Here is a 16686-nt window from a genome sequence, read left to right as displayed (position 1 = left end):
CACCCCCTCCTTTTTAACGATATTTAATGCGCGGATCAATAACCGCATATAAAAGGTCTACGATTAAATTAATAAAAACAAAGAAGGTGGCAACCACTAAAATTCCTGACTGTATGACAGGGTAGTCGCGGTAATTGATGGCTTCATAAATATATCTTCCAATTCCAGGCCAGCCAAAAATGGTTTCTGTTAGAATCGCTCCTCCTAGCAATAAACCTGTTTGTAAACCGATGACTGTTAAAACAGGGATCACTGCATTTTTTAATGAGTGCTTGTACACGACCCAAAACATTTTTACACCCTTTGCACGTGCTGTTCGTACAAAGTCTGAACGCATCACGTCAAGCATACTTGAACGGGTAATCCTGGCGATTATTGCCATTGGAATGGTGGCTAGCGCGATACTTGGGAGAATTAAATGCTTTAACACCGTTACAAATTGGTCCGATCTCCCGTTTAATAAAGTATCAATTAAATAGAGACTGGTGACCGAATCAACTGGGTCCCTAACGTTTTCCCTGCCTGTTGTTGGCAGTAAATCCAATTGCAGTGCAAACGCCCATTGCTCCATTAACCCCAACCAAAAAATTGGCATTGATACTCCAATTAAAGCAAGGACCATCGCCGTGTAATCAAACCAAGAATTTTGAAACCATGCGCTTATGATGCCTGCGTTAACTCCTATTACAATTGCAATAATCATCGCAACAAAGGTTAATTCAATTGTTGCAGCCAGATATGGCCAAATTTCTTCACTTATTGCCGTCTTCGTCCGGATTGATTCGCCTAAATCCCCAGTCAACAGCCCCTTGATATACTCGAAATATTGGATGTATAACGGTTGGTCGAGACCAAGCTTGGTTGTAAGGGCAGCGATGGACTCTGCAGTAGCCCGTTGCCCAAGAATGATTTGCGCCGGATTTCCCGGGATTAGGTGAATAATCGAAAAAACAACGAGTGTCATGCCGATCAACACTGGAATGACCATACCGATTCTGCGCAGTGTATATGCGAACAAGGTTATCACCCCTTTTAAAGTAGACATTAAAGGGGAGTAACAAAAACTCCCCTTTAACAAGTCTCAAATCTTATTCGAACTCAACCTTCGTTAATATATCCGAACCAGTTGGGTGTGGCAGTAATCCTTTAAGATTTTTCTTACCAGCGAGCAATGGTGTTGAATGTACAAGCGGTACCCAAGGAGAATCCTCATGGATGATTTCTTGTGCTTTTTTATATAATTCATTACGTTGTTCTTGATCAGGAATAGTTTGAGCTTTAATTAAAATATCGTGAAGCTCATCATTGCTGTAAAATGAATAGTTATTGCTTCCAATGCTGTCCTTATCCAATAATGTATAGATAAAGTTATCCGGATCACCATTGTCCCCTGTCCAGCCTAGCATATAGGCATCGAATTCACCTTTAGATGCTTGCTCTAAATACGTCCCCCAGTCAACCGATTTGATTTCAGCTTTTACTCCAATTTCAGCAAAGCTTGACTGAATAATTTCTGCTACTTTCATACCATCAGGCATATATGGACGTGGTACAGGCATTGCCCAAAGATCCATTTCGAATCCATCTGCGAAGCCTGCTTCAGCTAATAATTTCTTCGCCTTCTCTAAGTCATATGGATATGGTTCAATTTCATCATTGTACCCTTCTAATGCTGGTGGAAGCGGATTTTTTGCAGGTTCTGCAAGGCCGCCATAAAATGCCTCAATAATTCCCTCCTTGTCAATGGCATGGTTAAGCGCTTGACGAACCAGCTTGTTATCAAATGGAGGGCGATTTACCGTAAATCCTAAGTAACCAATATTCATTGAAGGTCGCTCAAAGGTTTGAAGATCCGGATTTCCTTGAATTTGTTCAAGATCAGATGGATTCACTCCATCCATTAAATCGATTTCACCAGCTAGCAACGCATTTAAGCGCGCAGAGTTTTCTGGGATGGATCGAAAGATAACCTTGTCTAACTTCGGATAACCTTCCATCCAATAATCAGGATTCTTTTCCAATGTAATTCTGTCATTTTCTTTCCACTCTACAAATTTGAAGGGTCCCGTACCTACTGGGTTCTTCATAAAATTATCGCCATATTCCTCAAGTGCAGCCGGACTTGCGATACCGAATGGAGACATAGCCAGGTTCTTTAAGAACGGTGCTTGCGGTCGATTTAAGGTAAATTGTACAGTAAACTCATCGACAGCTTTTACCTCTTTAATGACGTGTCCTTCATCCCCTTTAAATCCGCCAAACATCGTGTAGTAAGGGAATTGATCCGCATCGCCATTCATCCAACGCTCGAAGTTCTTAACAACTGCTTCCGCATTAAAATCCGTTCCGTCGTGGAATTTTACTCCTTCACGCAGCTTCAGTGTATATTCGAGGCCATCATCGGATGGTGTCCATTCAGTTGCCAAACCTGGATGCAATGTAGTATCCTGCTCGCCATAGTTAATTAACGTTTCAAAAATATTCACTGTTACCTTAAAGGTTTCCCCTTCAGTGGTTGAAATTGGATCTAAGGAAACAGAGTCCCCGCCACGTCCGAAGACAAGCTCCTTCTGTACTTCTGCATCTGGTGTTTCCGCTGACGGTTTTTCACCCTCATTCGGACTTTCATTTCCTTCTTCACTTCCTCCACTACAGCCAACTAAAGCTGTTGAAACTAGGAGCAGGAATAGAAGTGAAAGCAGTATGCCTTTCTTTTTAAACAAAGAAAATTCCCCCTTATAGCCTTTTTTTATCATGAATGCTGCCTGCCATTAATAGAGATGACAGGCAACAAAATGACCATCTTCTACCTCTTTAAACTCTGGGCTTGTCGTTTTGCAAATCTCCATACAGCTCCGACATCTTGTGTGAAACGTACATCCTGCTGGCGGATTGGATGGGCTTGGAATCTCTCCAGTAATACCAACTGACTCTTTTTTATATTCAGGATCTGGAATTGGCACCGCATCTAATAGGGCTTCTGTATATGGATGAAGAGGCATATTATAAAGCTTCTCACTATCTGTCAATTCTATGATTCTTCCTAAATACATGACTCCCACTCTATCACTTATATGCCTGACTACCCCTAAATCATGTGCAATAAATATATAGGTCAAGCCATATTTCTGTTGCAAATCCTCCATCAGGTTTAGCACCTGAGATTGAATCGAAACATCGAGCGCAGAAACAGGCTCGTCTGCAATAATTAAGGATGGATTGGTCATTAATGCCTTTGCAATACCAATACGTTGACGCTGACCTCCGCTAAATTGATGTGGATATCGCTTTGCATGATAACTGCTTAAGCCAACAACCTCTAGCATTTCTTGAACCCTACGTTTCCGTTCCTTTTTGTCACCAATTCCATGAACAATGAGAGGTTCCTCTAGTATTTGTTCAACTGTATGTCTTGGATTAAGGGAAGCATATGGATCCTGAAAAATGATTTGCATTTCACGTCTTAGCTTCCTCATCTCAAGTTTTGATAGATTCGTAACATCTTTGTCATTAAACAGAACCTGCCCATCCGTAGGTTCCAATAGCCTTAAAATAAGTCTTCCAGTTGTCGACTTTCCACATCCGCTTTCCCCAACGATTCCTAGTGTTTCACCCTTATTCACAAAAAAGGAAAGTCCGTCAACCGCCTTTACATCTCCTATCTTTTTTCCAAACACGCCCCCGTTAATCGGAAAATACTTTTTTAAATTATGGACTTGCAGTAAAGGCTGAGTCATGATTGCTTTCCTCCTCTCCAATTTGTAAAAAGCAGCGAACACGATGCCCCAATTCATCAACCGCATAAAGCTCAGGATTTTCTGAAAAACAGCGTTCAAAAGCAAACTCACATCGTTCAGCGAACCGACATCCTTGTGTAATCGAACCCGGCTTTGGTACATTCCCAGGAATCGAATAAAGCCGCTCATTTTTGTTGCGGATATCGGGTACTGATTTTAACAAGCCTTTCGTATATGGGTGCTTTGGATTTTTAAAAATGGACGAGACTTCCCCTTCTTCCACAATCTTTCCGGCATACATCACAATTACCCGTTCGCAAATTTGGGCAACAACACCTAAATCATGAGTGATTAACATAATCGCCGTATTCATTTCAACGTTCAATTCTTTCATTAGCTTTAAAATCTGTGATTGGATCGTCACATCCAGGGCAGTTGTTGGCTCATCTGCTATTAATAGTTTTGGATTGCAAGCCATTGCCATTGCAATCATTACCCTTTGGCGCATACCTCCTGATAGTTGATGGGGGTAATCGTTCATCAGTTCCTCCGCACGTGGGAGTCCAACCCGTTTCATACTTTCAATTGCCTTTAAGCGAGATTTTTTCTTATCCCATTTCATATGGATCTTGATGCCTTCAATCATCTGGTCACCAATCGTAAATAGTGGATTTAGAGATGTCATGGGCTCTTGAAAGATCATTGCGATGTCATTGCCTCTGATTTGCCGCATCTTTTTTTCAGAGAAATGAACGAGATTCTCACTATTAAAAATAATTTCGCCACCGACAATTTTTCCAGGAGGAGCAGGAACAAGTCCCATTATTGATAACGAAGTGACACTCTTTCCGCAGCCCGATTCTCCCACCACTCCTAAAATTTCACCTTCGTTTATATGAAAATCAACATGATCAACTGCTGGTATTTCTCCTTCATCCTTAAAAAAAGAGGTACGGAGACCCTTCACCTCAATAATTTTTTCACCCATCGATTACACCTGCCTTTACAAGAAGTTTTATTAAAAAGTTGTCTCAATTATTACCCCAATGACATAAAAAGGCTTCGAGAATCGAAGGAAATATTCCGCTATTATCTGACACGATTTCCCTGGAAATAACATAAAACATTGAAATTTGTCGAAAGAGAGCATAAAAAAAAGACACGGAATTTTTTCCATGTCTTTGGTCTTACCTTAATCATCGAGTTGTTGAACCTGGAACAGATCGTAATAATGGCCCTTTTGGCTCATTAATTCCGCATGTGTTCCAATTTCGACGATTTCTCCATGTTCAATGAGGACAATTTTATCTGCATGTGTGATCGTAGATAATCGGTGCGCGACGATGAAGGTCGTCCGATTTTTCGCGAGTTCCTCTAGTGATTCCTGAATCAGATGTTCACTTTCAAGATCTAACGCCGACGTCGCTTCATCCCAAATTAATAATGGCGGATTTTTTAAGAATACACGAGCAATCGCAATTCTTTGTTTTTGACCGCCTGATAGTTTTACGCCTCTTTCCCCTACTTTTGTATCATAGCCCTGCGGCAGATTTTCGATAAACTCATGGGCATTGGCCGCTTTAGCTGCTTCAATAATTTCTTCATCTGTTGCACCTGGTTTTCCAATCAGAATATTATGCTTTACCGATTCACTGAATAAGAAGGTATCTTGATGAACCATCCCGATTTTATCTCGGAGACTTCTTGCTTTAAAGGACCGAATATCCGTTCCATCTAACAGTATCCTACCTTCTGTCACATCATAGAATCTCGGTATCAAGCTTACGAGTGTCGACTTTCCGCCACCACTCATACCAACTAAGGCGACTTTTTCCCCGCTTTTTATATTTAAATTAATATCCTTCAGGACAATTTGGTCATTGTCATCATCCCCATATGAGAATGAGACATTTTCAAACTTCATAGTCCCAGACACGTGTTTACACTCAACTGCATTTGGCCCATCCACGATATCATATTTTTCATCAATAAATTCAAATACACGATCCATGGACGCAAGTGCCTGTGTTAATGTTGTAGAAGAGTTCACAAGTCGTCTTAACGGATTGTAGAGTCTGTCGATATAAGCAACAAACGCCACTAACGTACCGACTGTTAGATCCCCTTGAATAACCTGATATCCGGCAAACCCGATCACAAGAAGGGGTGCGATATCAGTAATTGTATTCACGACGGCAAAGGTTTTTGCATTCCAGCCAGTATGATCTAATGCCTTTTGGAGAAAATTGCTGTTTTGTTTATCAAAAAGTTTTTGTTCATGGTCTTCAATCGCAAAGCTACGGATAACCGGAATCCCTTGAACCCGCTCATGCAGATATCCCTGCACCTCTGCCAGCGCCTGTGAACGTGCCCTTGTAAGATGGCGAAGTCTCCCATAAAAATACTTAATCGAAAAGCCATACAATGGGAATAAAATAATGGACACGATTGTTAATGGAACATCTAATGTCAGCATAATGACAATGGCAATTACGATCGTAAACAGGTCGAGCCACAGGTTCATCAGTCCGGTGATTACAAAGGTCTTCGTTTGTTCCACATCATGAATGACCCTTGAAATCACTTCACCCGCTCTTGTGTTGGCATAATATCGAAGACTTAGTTTTTGAATATGGTCAAAAAGCTGGTCACGGATATCATAAAGTATTTTACTGCCGACCCATTGAGCATAATATTGACGAAAGTATTCAACAGGTGGTCGCAATACAATAAAGATGAAGAGCATGATTCCCATCGCAAGGTAGAGCTTTGATAGTTTTTCATCCTGCGCTATATCTGCTGCGATGACATCATCCAATACATATTTTAGTAATAATGGTGTAAGCATCGGTATTGAAAATTTAATGATCCCAATGATAATCGTAATAAAGATTTGAAACCGGTATGGCTTCACGAATTTCATATAACGTCTAGTACTCCCCAACCCCAAGACCTTCCCTTCTAAGTTGAAGTAAGTATGTATAAAAATTTGAAAACCTGTTGGGTCTCAACAGGTCTAAGTTAACTTATTAACTTATTAACTTCTGTAAGTTAAATAACGTTCATACCAGATATCAATAAAGTCTGGTGCGAATGGACCTTTTCGTCCACGAATCCATTGGATAAGCTTGTCCACATTATTTTTTAAAATCTTATCGATGACATCCGGATAATTCATTTCGCGACGATGTTTTTCATACTCATCCTCGTCCAATAAAATAAACGTCATATCCGGAAATACCTTAATGTCCAAATCATAATCAATATATTTCAATGCTTCATCATCGGAAATGAAAGGTGAACTGATATTGCAATAATAATATACCCCGTCCTCACGTATCATTCCGATAATATTAAACCAATGGCGCGCATGAAAATAGCATATAGCCGGTTCACGTGTAATCCAGGTTCGACCGTCAGATTCTGTCACAGTAGTGCGATCATTTCCGCCAATTACAAGACTTTGTGTTCCTTTGAGCACTCTCGTTTCTTCCCAAACACGGTGAATATGGCCATTATGCTTATAGCTATGGATTTGTATTTTGTCTCCTTCCATGGGAATACCCATTCTCTCTCCCTACTTTCACTTTGGGCAGCTTTGCTCTATACATTTCATCATTATTGTGTTTTATCTGACAGGGTTGATCCCGAACCCCCTTATCAGAAGTATAAAAACAAAGAAAAACCTTTTTCTCTTATTATAACGGTTCATGTAATATTTTATCAAATACGACTTGACGTAATTGTGCCCAGATTTTTTAGGCCCACGTGATGTGGGTCACAAAGACGAAGACATTAGGACGTGGCGTTCTTAGTCTTTGATCCTTTGCTCGAAAAGCTTCCTTTTAAAATTTGTGGCATCCGCCGGAGGCTTAACTTATTCACCCAAAAGGTGAATAATGTTAAAACAAAAGAGCCATCGGAAATTTTTCGATGACTCCTTTCCTCTAATCAAATGCGCCTTGGCGTATTTGCGCCCAGATTTTTTCGAGCATGCTCGAAAAATTTCCTTTGAAAATCTGTGGCATCCGCCGGAGGCGTAAATTTATTCAGTTGGGTATAGCCACGACTGAATAAATTTACACTATTTGATGAATTTTTCCCTGATAGGACCGGATAACTTCTTCGGTTTGTTTTTGGAATAAGTCATGAATTTGCACAAGTTCTTCCTGCATACGCCTGATCTCTTCTTTTATCGTTTCGAGCTCTGTCTCTTTTTGAAGTTCCAAAATTTGAGTCTCAAGCACCTGACATCTTTCAATTTCGGATTGAATGAAAAGGAGCTTGTCCATTGTTTTTAACTGTTCACCAACAAGGTTATTAAAATCGCTCATCTTGTAATCCTCCTAATTGTCTATGAAGCAATATTAACGTTATACCCTATAATTTCTGTAAATAGACTCAATTTCCTTTGTCTTTGTATGTAGAGAAATAGGAGGTTTTGTCAAATCCAGATTATGAAAGACTTTTCGCTCTTGATCTCGCTCCGGAATGTCCTTCATCCGAACTTCATCTAATCCAAACGCCCAAAAGTGAAAAACACTTCCAGCGGATGCATGGAAGTGTTTTGGTGTTAAGTATTATATGCTTTGTTTATGTCAGCCTTGTCCTTTGTTAGACTGAGACTTTTGGTTTTGACGTCTTACTTCTTGAGCGTTTGTTTCGCTAGCAAATTCAGTACCGAAATTTCCTCCAGCACCTTGAGATTGAGCATTTTGTTTTCTTACTTCCTGAGCGTTTGTTTCGCTAGCAAACTCAGTACCGAATTGTCCTCCAGCACCTTGAGATTGAGCGTTTTGTTGTCTTACTTGTTGAATGTTAGTTCCAGCTGAAGACTTGTTTGGTTGTTTAGCCATTGTTATCACCTCCACGTCACTTAATTTGTCCAGATTCGAAATTTAATATCCAAAAAAAGATTATGATTTTTAAGGATATTTTTTCATCAACTGGATAATCTTATTAATTGAACAAGTGAATATTAAAGGAGGGTAATTGAAGATGTATGCTGGTCGTGACATGACTCATTTATCAATGATCCCAAAAAATGAATGGAAGGAAAGCGAGCTTGCTTTTTTCCACCATTCCTTTCAACAAATTGTTCCATATTTAAATGCGGAGGGACAGTCCCTTCACCGTGAAATTGTCCAAGAGATTGCAGCTAGAGGCGGTTTTCATCGTAACTATGACTATACAAGTGATATTCGAATGTCTTATGACTGAAAGAAAAGCATAAGGTGCCCGTCTATCGGCAACAAGCATAAGACGAGCGCTGACAAAAGACGAAATTTGCCTTCAGAAGTAATTGACTTATGACCTCGAGCCTATGGCACCTGAAGCCAGACATTAATATGAACAAAAAAGCTTTCTCATTTAGCGAGAAAGCTTTTTAATATCTTTTGATGAGAAACGGGGAATGTATATTCTTCCAACTCCTTTAGACTGACAAGTTTTAAATTGTCTGTTTCATCCACAATGCCTTCGATTTTTCCTTCAAAAACAGTGATATTCCAAATTAAATGGGAAAATACATGTTGAATTGTAGTAAATGCCTGGCCTATTTTTACATCAATCTCGTATTCCCTTTTTAAAAATTCACCGAGCTGTTCCTTAGGCGCTTGAAGGTCTAAAATGGTTTCGTGATTTGGAAATTCCCATAGGTTTGCTAAAAGTCCTTTTTCCGGTCGTTTATGGATTAGAAAACGCCCGTTTTCATCCATCACCACAACTGCTGCCATTGTAACAGCGGTTGGCGCCTTTTTCTTACTTTTTACTGGGAGCTCTTTTTGAACCCCTTCAGCAAATGCACGACAATGCTCACGTACCGGACACAATAGACAGGCAGGGTTTCCAGGAACACAAATTAATGCACCTAATTCCATTAACGCCTGATTAAATGCAGATGGGTTCTCTTTTGAAATGATTTCTCTTACAACTTCTTCAAATAGCTGACGAGTTTTTGGTTTTGCGATATCATCCCAAATCGATAAAATTCTTGAAAGAACACGCATCACATTGCCATCAACGGCGGGCTCTGGAATTCCATAAGCAATGCTAAGAATTGCCCCAGTTGTATAAGGTCCCACACCTTTAAGACTTGAGATTTCCTTAACTGTATTTGGAACCTTGCCATCATATTCTGCGGCTACTTCTTTCACTGCCGCATGAAGGTTTCTGACGCGCGAATAATAACCCAATCCTTCCCATGCTTTGAGGACCTTTTCCTCTTCGGCTTCAGCAAGATCCTCAATTGTTGGAAACTTGGAAACAAAATTCTCAAAGTACGGAATGACTGTATCGACCCTTGTTTGCTGAAGCATGATTTCAGATACCCATACTTTATATGGATCCTGATCCTCCCTCCACGGAAGGTCCCTCTGTTCTTTTTCAAACCAATTGATTAAATCCTTTTGAAATCTATTTATCGAAAACTTTTCTAACATTTTCATTTATTAATACCATTCCTTCTCCCAAGGTGTTATTATTGAAATAATTTATCTAAATTGAGCTAGTTGGTTACATTATACTTAAGAACATATACGAAAAGGAGGTCCCATTTTTGGATACAGGAACACATGTCGTTATGGGTCTTGCATTAGGCGGGATTGCTACCTTGGACCCAGTTGTTACAGTAAACACCGCTACTACTCATGCTGTAATCCTTGGAACGCTAATTGGTTCACAGGCACCAGACCTTGATACCATACTAAAATTGCGGAACAATGCTCATTATATAAAAAATCATCGTGGAATTACACATTCCATTCCGGCCGTATTATTGTGGCCGATCTTAATCACAGGAGCCCTTTTATTCTTTTTTCCTGAAGCGAATCTTTTTCATCTTTGGATGTGGACCTTTATTGGTGTGATTCTCCATGTCTTTGTTGATATCTTTAATGCGTATGGAACACAAGCATTAAGGCCCTTTTCTCATAAATGGGTAGCTTTAGGAGTTATCAATACATTTGATCCATTTATTTTCCTCATACATTTGGCAGGGATTGTCGTGTGGAAGCTCGGCTTACATCCGGGAGTTACCTTCTTTTCCGTCTATGTCATCCTGCTTGTCTATTATATCATCCGGTTTCGAATGCGGAATAAGGTCGACTTAGCGGTTCGTGCAAAAATTGATGATGAAATCACAGAAATCATCATTTCGCCAACCTATCGCTTTAATCAATGGCATATTGCAATCGTAACGGAAAAATATTTTTATGTCGCCCGCGCCAAAAACAATGAAATCATTATCCACGATCAATTTGCGAAGCGCCCAATTCCCGATACTCCGGTAATCAATGCGGCCAAAGAAGACAAGAACCTGGCAGCCTTTCTTCACTTCTCACCAGTTTATCGTTGGGAAATTGACGAGTACGACGATCATTATGAGGTTCGCTTTATCGATCTTCGTTATCGAAGCAAAGGGCATTACCCTTTTGTTGCGGTTGTTCAGTTAGACCTTGATTTAAACATTATAACATCCTATACGGGCTGGATTTTTAGTGAAGAAAAGCTTCGTAAAAAACTAGAGCTTATTCCAAGCTAACTGATTTTCCCCATAACAATCATTGTTATGGGGATTTCCATTAATTCACGCTGTCCATTTTACATGATAAGAAGGGAAGTTCTCCATACTAGTAGTACGTGTTTAAAGGAGTGAACTGCCTTTTTGCACGATTTTTATCCAATTTTGCTTATAAGTTTATTCAGCAACTACTGAATAAACTTATAGCCGCTGGCAGATGCCACGATTTTTCAAAGGTAGTTTTTCGAGCATCTGCTCGAAAAAAATCGGGCGCAAATACGCCAAGGCGCATTTGATGAAGGAGGTATTCGCATGCGGAACAAGAAACGAGGATTCCCAAATCAAAATAGTAATAAATTTGAAGGTGAGCCTAGAGCAAAAGCAGAATACGCTTCAACAAGAGCAGATGGTTCCATTAACACACATCCACAGGAGAGAATGAAAGCTTCAAGTGAACGACACGATTTTTAAAAATGGAGTTTTGTTTCTAAAATCGATTCGAGAAAAACTTGGAGGTGCGTGTAATGGGTAAAAAAGGATATAAACAAAATGAATATAACAGTCCGTTTCAAAAAGCTTGGGCTAATCCAAAACATTCTTGGGCACAGGTGAATGGAGAAACGCGACTGACCCAAAACCTCATCATATTAGAGCGTGAGACCAGAAAACGCTCCTAATACGCAGAAAACCAGAGAGATCTCCTTAAATTAAGATATTGAATCATAGGATAGTTAGTCCATTATAAGGGCTAATTATCCTTTTTTGTTTACATCTTTTATTAGTAAAATAAAGGTTGATAAAATGGTACAAGTTGTATAAAATGGAATTTCAAATAAGAACATTGGTTTGGTTTTAAGGGGTGGAGGACAGAAGCCTCGGTGCGAGGATAGCACTCCGCAGAAACGATAGTTTCGAGGACCTTAAAGAAATAACAATAACGGAAGTCACTTTAGGTAGAAATACTATTAAAAAAAATAATTAACAGGAGAGTGTTCTCATGAGAGTGGAAGAAATATCTGTCGACAATAGAAAAGCCTACCTTCTACTGGATACAAATGGGTTGCCTATTGCGCCTGTTGCAAAGTACATGAAATACCTTCATAACAGAGAGAGCAGCAGCAATACTTTACGGACCTACTGTACGGCTTTAAAACATTACTTCACGTACCTAAAACAGGTAGGAATTGGCTATCAAGAAATCAACTTTCAGAGACTATCTAACTTTGTTGCTTGGCTTAGAAACCCATATGAGAGTAATAAAGTTGTACCCCAAAAAAGAACCATAGCTAAACGTAGTGAGAGTACAGTAAACAATTATCTGACAGTGGTTACATCCTTTTATGATTACTTGTACCGAAATGAGTTAATTGACTCAGACGTTGTTGAAAAACTCATGAAGAAAGTATTTGTGGGTGCTGGTGGCACCGGATACAAGGGCTTCCTACACCACGTAAATGAAGGGAAACCAATATCTAAAAACATCCTTAAATTAGATGAACCGAGAGAAAGAATAAAAGTATTTACAAAAGATCAAGTTGATTTAATCTATGAATCTACTACTAACATTAGGGATAAATTTCTGGTACATCTTCTCTATGAAAGTGGATTGCGTATCGGGGAGGCCCTCTCCCTGTTCCTCGAAGATTTTCAATTCGATGCTAAACGAAGAGAACACAAAATCCAACTAACTGATAGAGGTGAACTACCAAATGGGAGTAAGTTGAAAACTGGAGGGAGAAGAATAGACATCTCTCAAAGACTCATGGATTTTTATGACGATTACTTATATGAAGTGCTTGATGAATATAATCCAGACCATAACTTTGTGTTTGTGAAGATTTGGGGGAAGAATGCCGGGGATCCTCTTACCTATTCTGATGTCTATGCGACCTTCAAAGAGCTTGAGAAGAAAACAGGCATACATATCACTCCACACATGTTCCGGCACACTCACGGAACGATTTATTACCTTCAAACGAAAAACATTAAAATGGTGCAAGAGCGTTTAGGTCACGCACAAATTCAAACAACGATGAACCTATACCTCCATCCTTCCGAAGATGATATCCGTAAGGATTGGGAGAAGGCTTCCCATGCCTTTGAGATTGGACGTAGCAAAGAGAAAGATTTCAATCAGATATCCCTGATGAAATAGTTCCTTTTTAACTAGACTGGTATTATAGGAGGAAATCAATTGGATAAAATCATAGCAAATAATTCACTCCCCCAAAGCGATTATTTGGACTTAATCACATCCACCCTCTCCTCTTACGAGGTTAAGGATATATCCAGTGATGGAAAAGTAACAAGAAGTGTTGTGAATGATGATTACTTTTTAGTCAATGATGTTTGGAATGTAACTGATATTGGAAAAATTCCTAACTTTGTAGGGCAATTTAGTAAATACAAAGGAACAGGAAGATATGTAAAGTTTTCTACCGAAAATCACAACATCGGCTTAGAACTTAAATTTGTGCTTTATCATAAATTGTTTAGCGATGAACTGAGTGTTGCCTCCTTATTTAATGGTTACAGGTTTATGATAAATCAATTGGTTTTATTCTTAAACGAAAAACATTCTCGCCTCTCTTCCTTACTTGATTTAGATGTTGAGAAATTTGAAAAACAGTGGATTTGGTGGTTAAATAACAAAGGTGTAAAAACAACTCGTATAATCAAAAATATCAAATATGGTGAACTCGAGTACAAAACACCAATAGTATACTTCTTTCGTCGCGTGTATGAGAAATTATTCAATTTAACGGACACTCGTGAAGAATGGGTAAAAGATAGATGGGATATTAGGGTGTTAAATACCAATTACGGGGTGCGTTACAATCTCTCGGCAGAAACTTACTATATCGACTTCACAAAAATTGAAAACGTAGTTTTTAGACAATATTTTAAAAAATATATTAAAACTAGATTGCTAGGAGGAGGGAAGTTTTCATGGGGAAGCGCTCTAAAATATTTGCAACATGTTCCGAGGTTTTTAAATTTAATTAGTAAGTTTAATCCTGAATGGAATGATTTAAAAGGATTAACAAGAAAGCACATTGAGAAATACCTAGAATACCTTCATCATCATGCAAAAAACAATCTAAAACAGAAAAATGCTAATCCAAACCGACACATCAGTGAAAATCTTAATTGTGTATATTTATTTATAAAAGATACTCAACGCTTTGATTATAGCATTGCACCTGAGAAACCAACTATACAATTTCTATACCCTGAGGATTATCCCAATCTGGGTAAAAAGTCAGATGATGATATTGATTACATTACTGATCATGTATTAGAGCAACTGTTTGATAATATAAACGACCTGCATCCAGACGTACAACCTATCGTGTGGGTTTCTTATAGAACTGGATTGCGTATAAGTGACGTATTAGGATTAACACAGGGCTGTTTAATTCGTTTAAATGGGAAATACTCTATAAAAACCGATATTGAAAAAACGTATGTAAAAGGTCATACTATCCCAATTGACGACCAATTAGCAGATATAATCGCTGTTCTAATACATAATTCTCTGGAACTCAGCAATGAGGATAATAACCCTGATAAATTAATTTTCGTTCGATACAGTGGTCGCCGTAAGGGAAAACCATTTTCTCAACATTGGGTACGAACAGAACTTAATAAGCTAGCACTCCAAAAGAACATTACTGATGAAATGGGTAATGTCTTTCATTTTAAGAGTCACCAGTTTCGCCACACCTACGCCGTAAAAATGTTAAATGGCGGAGCTGATATTTTAACAGTACAAGAGTTATTGGCACACGCCTCACCAGAAATGACTATGCGATATGCCCGTCTATTGGATGATACGAAACGCAAGGAGTTCGAAATGGTCGTTAAGCAAGGTGTATTTTCCTTTGACTTAAACGGAGAAATTCATCAAGTTTCAGAAGTTAAAGATATCCCCGAAGACATTATGGACATGATGTGGAAAGACGAGAAGTTAAACGCATTGGACAACCCTTACGGGACTTGTCGTGCCAGAGTAAATGGAAACTGTCCATTAGCAGCAGAACCTCCTTGTCTCACAGCAAATGATGGAAAGCCTTGTTTTGATTTAGCTGTTGGTATGACGAGTTTTGATGTTAAAAAGTATGAGCTTCTAATAGAAACTACTACAAAATGGATTGAAGCATCAAAAGAATATGGTCGTGAAGATATGGTTAAAGCAAACGAAAAGAACTTGGAAAGATACCAAAATATTTATGAAACAATCAAGGGTGGAAATGTCATTTTTGGACGTTTTGACCGAATGAAGAGACAATTAGAACGTAAGAAAAAGAAAGGTGTTAAGCATGTCTAATTTTGACCGAGAGGAGCAATTGAAGCAGCTACACGAAAAAAGAAAGCAAACAACCAAGGATAAGGTTGAAGAAGCTATTAAACGCCTTACAAAGTATTCTAAGGCGATTAACTTTAATAGTGTGGCACAAGAAGCAGGAGTGAGTAAAGCAACTCTTTATAACCATCATGAGCTCAAAGAGCGTATCAATTTCTTGCGAAATCAACAAGAAAAAGCATATGTAGACTCTAGGATTAAACGTGATGAAAATAATCAAAACGCCATCATCGAATCTCTTAAAAGAAGGATTGAAAAGTTGGAAAAAAGGAATAAAGAACTGGAGAATGAAAACAAACAATTACGTGATAAAGAGAAAGAAAACCTGTCTGACTACTTTGTGAAGTTATAAATCCTTGTTCAAATAACGGGGCAGATTAGTTGAATATCAATTGGTTTTTTGTGGTAAAATAACGTTATGAGGGAGTGAGAATATTGAAAAAATATCTTTACGCAGGGATTTTACTTGGAACTATTATGTTAGCTGGATGTAGTGCGAATGAGGAAGCAGAAGAACAATTACAAGCAAAAGAAGTTGAGACTTTACCTGATACGAATAAAGAAGAAGTTGTATCAGTAACTCCATTAGATTTAACTCAAGAACAAAAAGAAGATTATTACAAACAATATGTTGAAATTGTAAAAGAAATAAATGCAAAAGAAGGTACAAATCATCTGGAAGTTAGCCCAATTGATGAATTTAAATCAGAGGATTGGGTTGAACCAGAGAAATTTAGACAAATGGCAGAAGATAGGGCAACTTGGGAATTTACCTCAAAAACTTTTGGTGGCGACCCCGTTGATTAAACGTAATCGAAATAAATTTAATTCTTAAACTAAAGGGTGCGTTGATCCAAGAAGGATTAACGCACTTTTTTGTTGAAGTTATTAAACTAAAGGTGCAGGTTAGTTGAATAATAATTTGGTAATATTTTATATTCAACGAACGAACTTATGTTACAATTAGTGTAAATTTACACATTTGTGCTTTTGGAACATAGGAGCATTCCTGTAATGAAGAAATTTGAGGTTTGAACAAAAAAAGTCCCCTTGGTATGATACAA

The 16686-nt window shown here is 38.6% G+C and carries 17 protein-coding genes; 8 read left to right on the top strand and 9 right to left on the bottom strand.

Annotated elements, in window-relative coordinates; translation table 11 throughout:
- Nucleotides 1-13: 13 nt before the first annotated feature.
- The 8 genes from LKW28_RS20660 to LKW28_RS20625 form a co-directional block, all read right to left on the bottom strand.
- Entirely contained in the window at nucleotides 14-1045 is a 1032-nt protein-coding gene (locus LKW28_RS20660) for an ABC transporter permease (protein WP_420708919.1), read from the bottom strand.
- A 43-nt stretch (nucleotides 1046-1088) separates the two neighbouring features.
- A complete protein-coding gene (locus LKW28_RS20655; RefSeq protein ID WP_229142316.1) occupies nucleotides 1089-2756 on the bottom strand; it encodes an ABC transporter substrate-binding protein in 1668 nt (555 codons plus the stop codon).
- Nucleotides 2757-2771: 15 nt separating this feature from the next.
- Entirely contained in the window at nucleotides 2772-3737 is a 966-nt protein-coding gene (locus tag LKW28_RS20650) for an ABC transporter ATP-binding protein (RefSeq protein WP_229142315.1), read from the bottom strand.
- Complete coding sequence (locus LKW28_RS20645) at nucleotides 3709-4725, bottom strand: ABC transporter ATP-binding protein (protein WP_229142314.1); 1017 nt, start codon at nucleotides 4723-4725, stop codon at nucleotides 3709-3711. Before LKW28_RS20645 ends, LKW28_RS20650 begins: the two co-directional genes overlap by 29 nt.
- A gap of 204 nt (nucleotides 4726-4929) precedes the next feature.
- Nucleotides 4930-6681 (bottom strand): ABC transporter ATP-binding protein, encoded by a 1752-nt coding sequence (locus tag LKW28_RS20640; RefSeq protein ID WP_324255057.1) that lies wholly within the window; start codon nucleotides 6679-6681, stop codon nucleotides 4930-4932.
- Nucleotides 6682-6774: 93 nt separating this feature from the next.
- Complete coding sequence (locus LKW28_RS20635) at nucleotides 6775-7305, bottom strand: DUF402 domain-containing protein (protein WP_136379427.1); 531 nt, start codon at nucleotides 7303-7305, stop codon at nucleotides 6775-6777.
- Between the two features lie 511 nt (nucleotides 7306-7816).
- Nucleotides 7817-8071: a YgaB family protein gene (locus LKW28_RS20630; protein ID WP_229142312.1), complete on the bottom strand. Its 255-nt coding sequence runs from the start codon at nucleotides 8069-8071 to the stop codon at nucleotides 7817-7819.
- A gap of 264 nt (nucleotides 8072-8335) precedes the next feature.
- Nucleotides 8336-8593, bottom strand: a complete 258-nt coding sequence (locus LKW28_RS20625) for a gamma-type small acid-soluble spore protein (RefSeq protein WP_229142311.1) — start codon at nucleotides 8591-8593, stop codon at nucleotides 8336-8338.
- 142 nt (nucleotides 8594-8735) lie between these two features.
- On the opposite strand from LKW28_RS20625, the gene LKW28_RS20620 reads away from it, so the two are divergent.
- Nucleotides 8736-8957, top strand: coding sequence for a cytosolic protein (locus LKW28_RS20620; RefSeq protein WP_229142310.1), 222 nt, complete (start codon nucleotides 8736-8738; stop codon nucleotides 8955-8957).
- 146 nt (nucleotides 8958-9103) lie between these two features.
- Here the strand turns inward: LKW28_RS20620 and mutY are convergent, their stop codons facing one another.
- On the bottom strand, nucleotides 9104-10183 hold the full coding sequence (mutY, locus tag LKW28_RS20615) for an A/G-specific adenine glycosylase (RefSeq protein ID WP_229142309.1): 1080 nt from the start codon (nucleotides 10181-10183) through the stop codon (nucleotides 9104-9106).
- 110 nt (nucleotides 10184-10293) lie between these two features.
- On the opposite strand from mutY, the gene LKW28_RS20610 reads away from it, so the two are divergent.
- The 7 genes from LKW28_RS20610 to LKW28_RS20580 all read left to right on the top strand — a co-directional run bounded on the left by LKW28_RS20610 (nucleotide 10294) and on the right by LKW28_RS20580 (nucleotide 16429).
- A complete protein-coding gene (locus tag LKW28_RS20610; RefSeq protein WP_229142308.1) occupies nucleotides 10294-11277 on the top strand; it encodes a metal-dependent hydrolase in 984 nt (327 codons plus the stop codon).
- Between the two features lie 291 nt (nucleotides 11278-11568).
- Nucleotides 11569-11727: a small, acid-soluble spore protein K gene (locus tag LKW28_RS20605; protein WP_229142307.1), complete on the top strand. Its 159-nt coding sequence runs from the start codon at nucleotides 11569-11571 to the stop codon at nucleotides 11725-11727.
- Nucleotides 11728-11780: 53 nt separating this feature from the next.
- Nucleotides 11781-11933, top strand: a complete 153-nt coding sequence (locus tag LKW28_RS20600; RefSeq protein WP_229142306.1) for a YpzG family protein — start codon at nucleotides 11781-11783, stop codon at nucleotides 11931-11933.
- 320 nt (nucleotides 11934-12253) lie between these two features.
- Complete coding sequence (locus LKW28_RS20595) at nucleotides 12254-13411, top strand: tyrosine-type recombinase/integrase (protein WP_229142305.1); 1158 nt, start codon at nucleotides 12254-12256, stop codon at nucleotides 13409-13411.
- A gap of 39 nt (nucleotides 13412-13450) precedes the next feature.
- Nucleotides 13451-15586 carry a tyrosine-type recombinase/integrase gene (locus LKW28_RS20590; RefSeq protein ID WP_229142304.1) on the top strand — a complete coding sequence of 712 codons (2136 nt, stop codon included), beginning with the start codon at nucleotides 13451-13453 and terminating at the stop codon, nucleotides 15584-15586.
- Entirely contained in the window at nucleotides 15579-15974 is a 396-nt protein-coding gene (locus tag LKW28_RS20585) for a DUF6262 family protein (protein WP_229142303.1), read from the top strand. Before LKW28_RS20590 ends, LKW28_RS20585 begins: the two co-directional genes overlap by 8 nt.
- An 83-nt stretch (nucleotides 15975-16057) precedes the next feature.
- Nucleotides 16058-16429, top strand: coding sequence for a hypothetical protein (locus tag LKW28_RS20580; protein WP_229142302.1), 372 nt, complete (start codon nucleotides 16058-16060; stop codon nucleotides 16427-16429).
- Nucleotides 16430-16686 lie beyond the last annotated feature (257 nt).

The sequence above is a fragment of the Bacillus sp. REN16 genome, assembly GCF_020731355.1.
GTDB lineage: Bacteria > Bacillota > Bacilli > Bacillales > Bacillaceae_L > Ferdinandcohnia.
Note: the sequence above shows the minus strand (reverse complement) of the source record. Positions and strands in the feature narration are given on the sequence as shown.

Bases quoted from the DNA above. Each gene is read 5' to 3' on its own strand.
- LKW28_RS20660 (WP_420708919.1), bottom strand. From the start codon at position 1,045: ATGTCTACTTTAAAAGGGGTGATAACCTTGTTCGCATATACACTGCGC.
- LKW28_RS20655 (WP_229142316.1), bottom strand. From the start codon at position 2,756: ATGATAAAAAAAGGCTATAAGGGGGAATTTTCTTTGTTTAAAAAGAAA.
- LKW28_RS20650 (WP_229142315.1), bottom strand. From the start codon at position 3,737: ATGACTCAGCCTTTACTGCAAGTCCATAATTTAAAAAAGTATTTTCCG.
- LKW28_RS20645 (WP_229142314.1), bottom strand. From the start codon at position 4,725: ATGGGTGAAAAAATTATTGAGGTGAAGGGTCTCCGTACCTCTTTTTTT.
- LKW28_RS20635 (WP_136379427.1), bottom strand. From the start codon at position 7,305: ATGGGTATTCCCATGGAAGGAGACAAAATACAAATCCATAGCTATAAG.
- LKW28_RS20630 (WP_229142312.1), bottom strand. From the start codon at position 8,071: ATGAGCGATTTTAATAACCTTGTTGGTGAACAGTTAAAAACAATGGAC.
- LKW28_RS20625 (WP_229142311.1), bottom strand. From the start codon at position 8,593: ATGGCTAAACAACCAAACAAGTCTTCAGCTGGAACTAACATTCAACAA.
- LKW28_RS20620 (WP_229142310.1), top strand. From the start codon at position 8,736: ATGTATGCTGGTCGTGACATGACTCATTTATCAATGATCCCAAAAAAT.
- mutY (WP_229142309.1), bottom strand. From the start codon at position 10,183: ATGAAAATGTTAGAAAAGTTTTCGATAAATAGATTTCAAAAGGATTTA.
- LKW28_RS20605 (WP_229142307.1), top strand. From the start codon at position 11,569: ATGCGGAACAAGAAACGAGGATTCCCAAATCAAAATAGTAATAAATTT.
- LKW28_RS20600 (WP_229142306.1), top strand. From the start codon at position 11,781: ATGGGTAAAAAAGGATATAAACAAAATGAATATAACAGTCCGTTTCAA.
- LKW28_RS20595 (WP_229142305.1), top strand. From the start codon at position 12,254: ATGAGAGTGGAAGAAATATCTGTCGACAATAGAAAAGCCTACCTTCTA.
- LKW28_RS20585 (WP_229142303.1), top strand. From the start codon at position 15,579: ATGTCTAATTTTGACCGAGAGGAGCAATTGAAGCAGCTACACGAAAAA.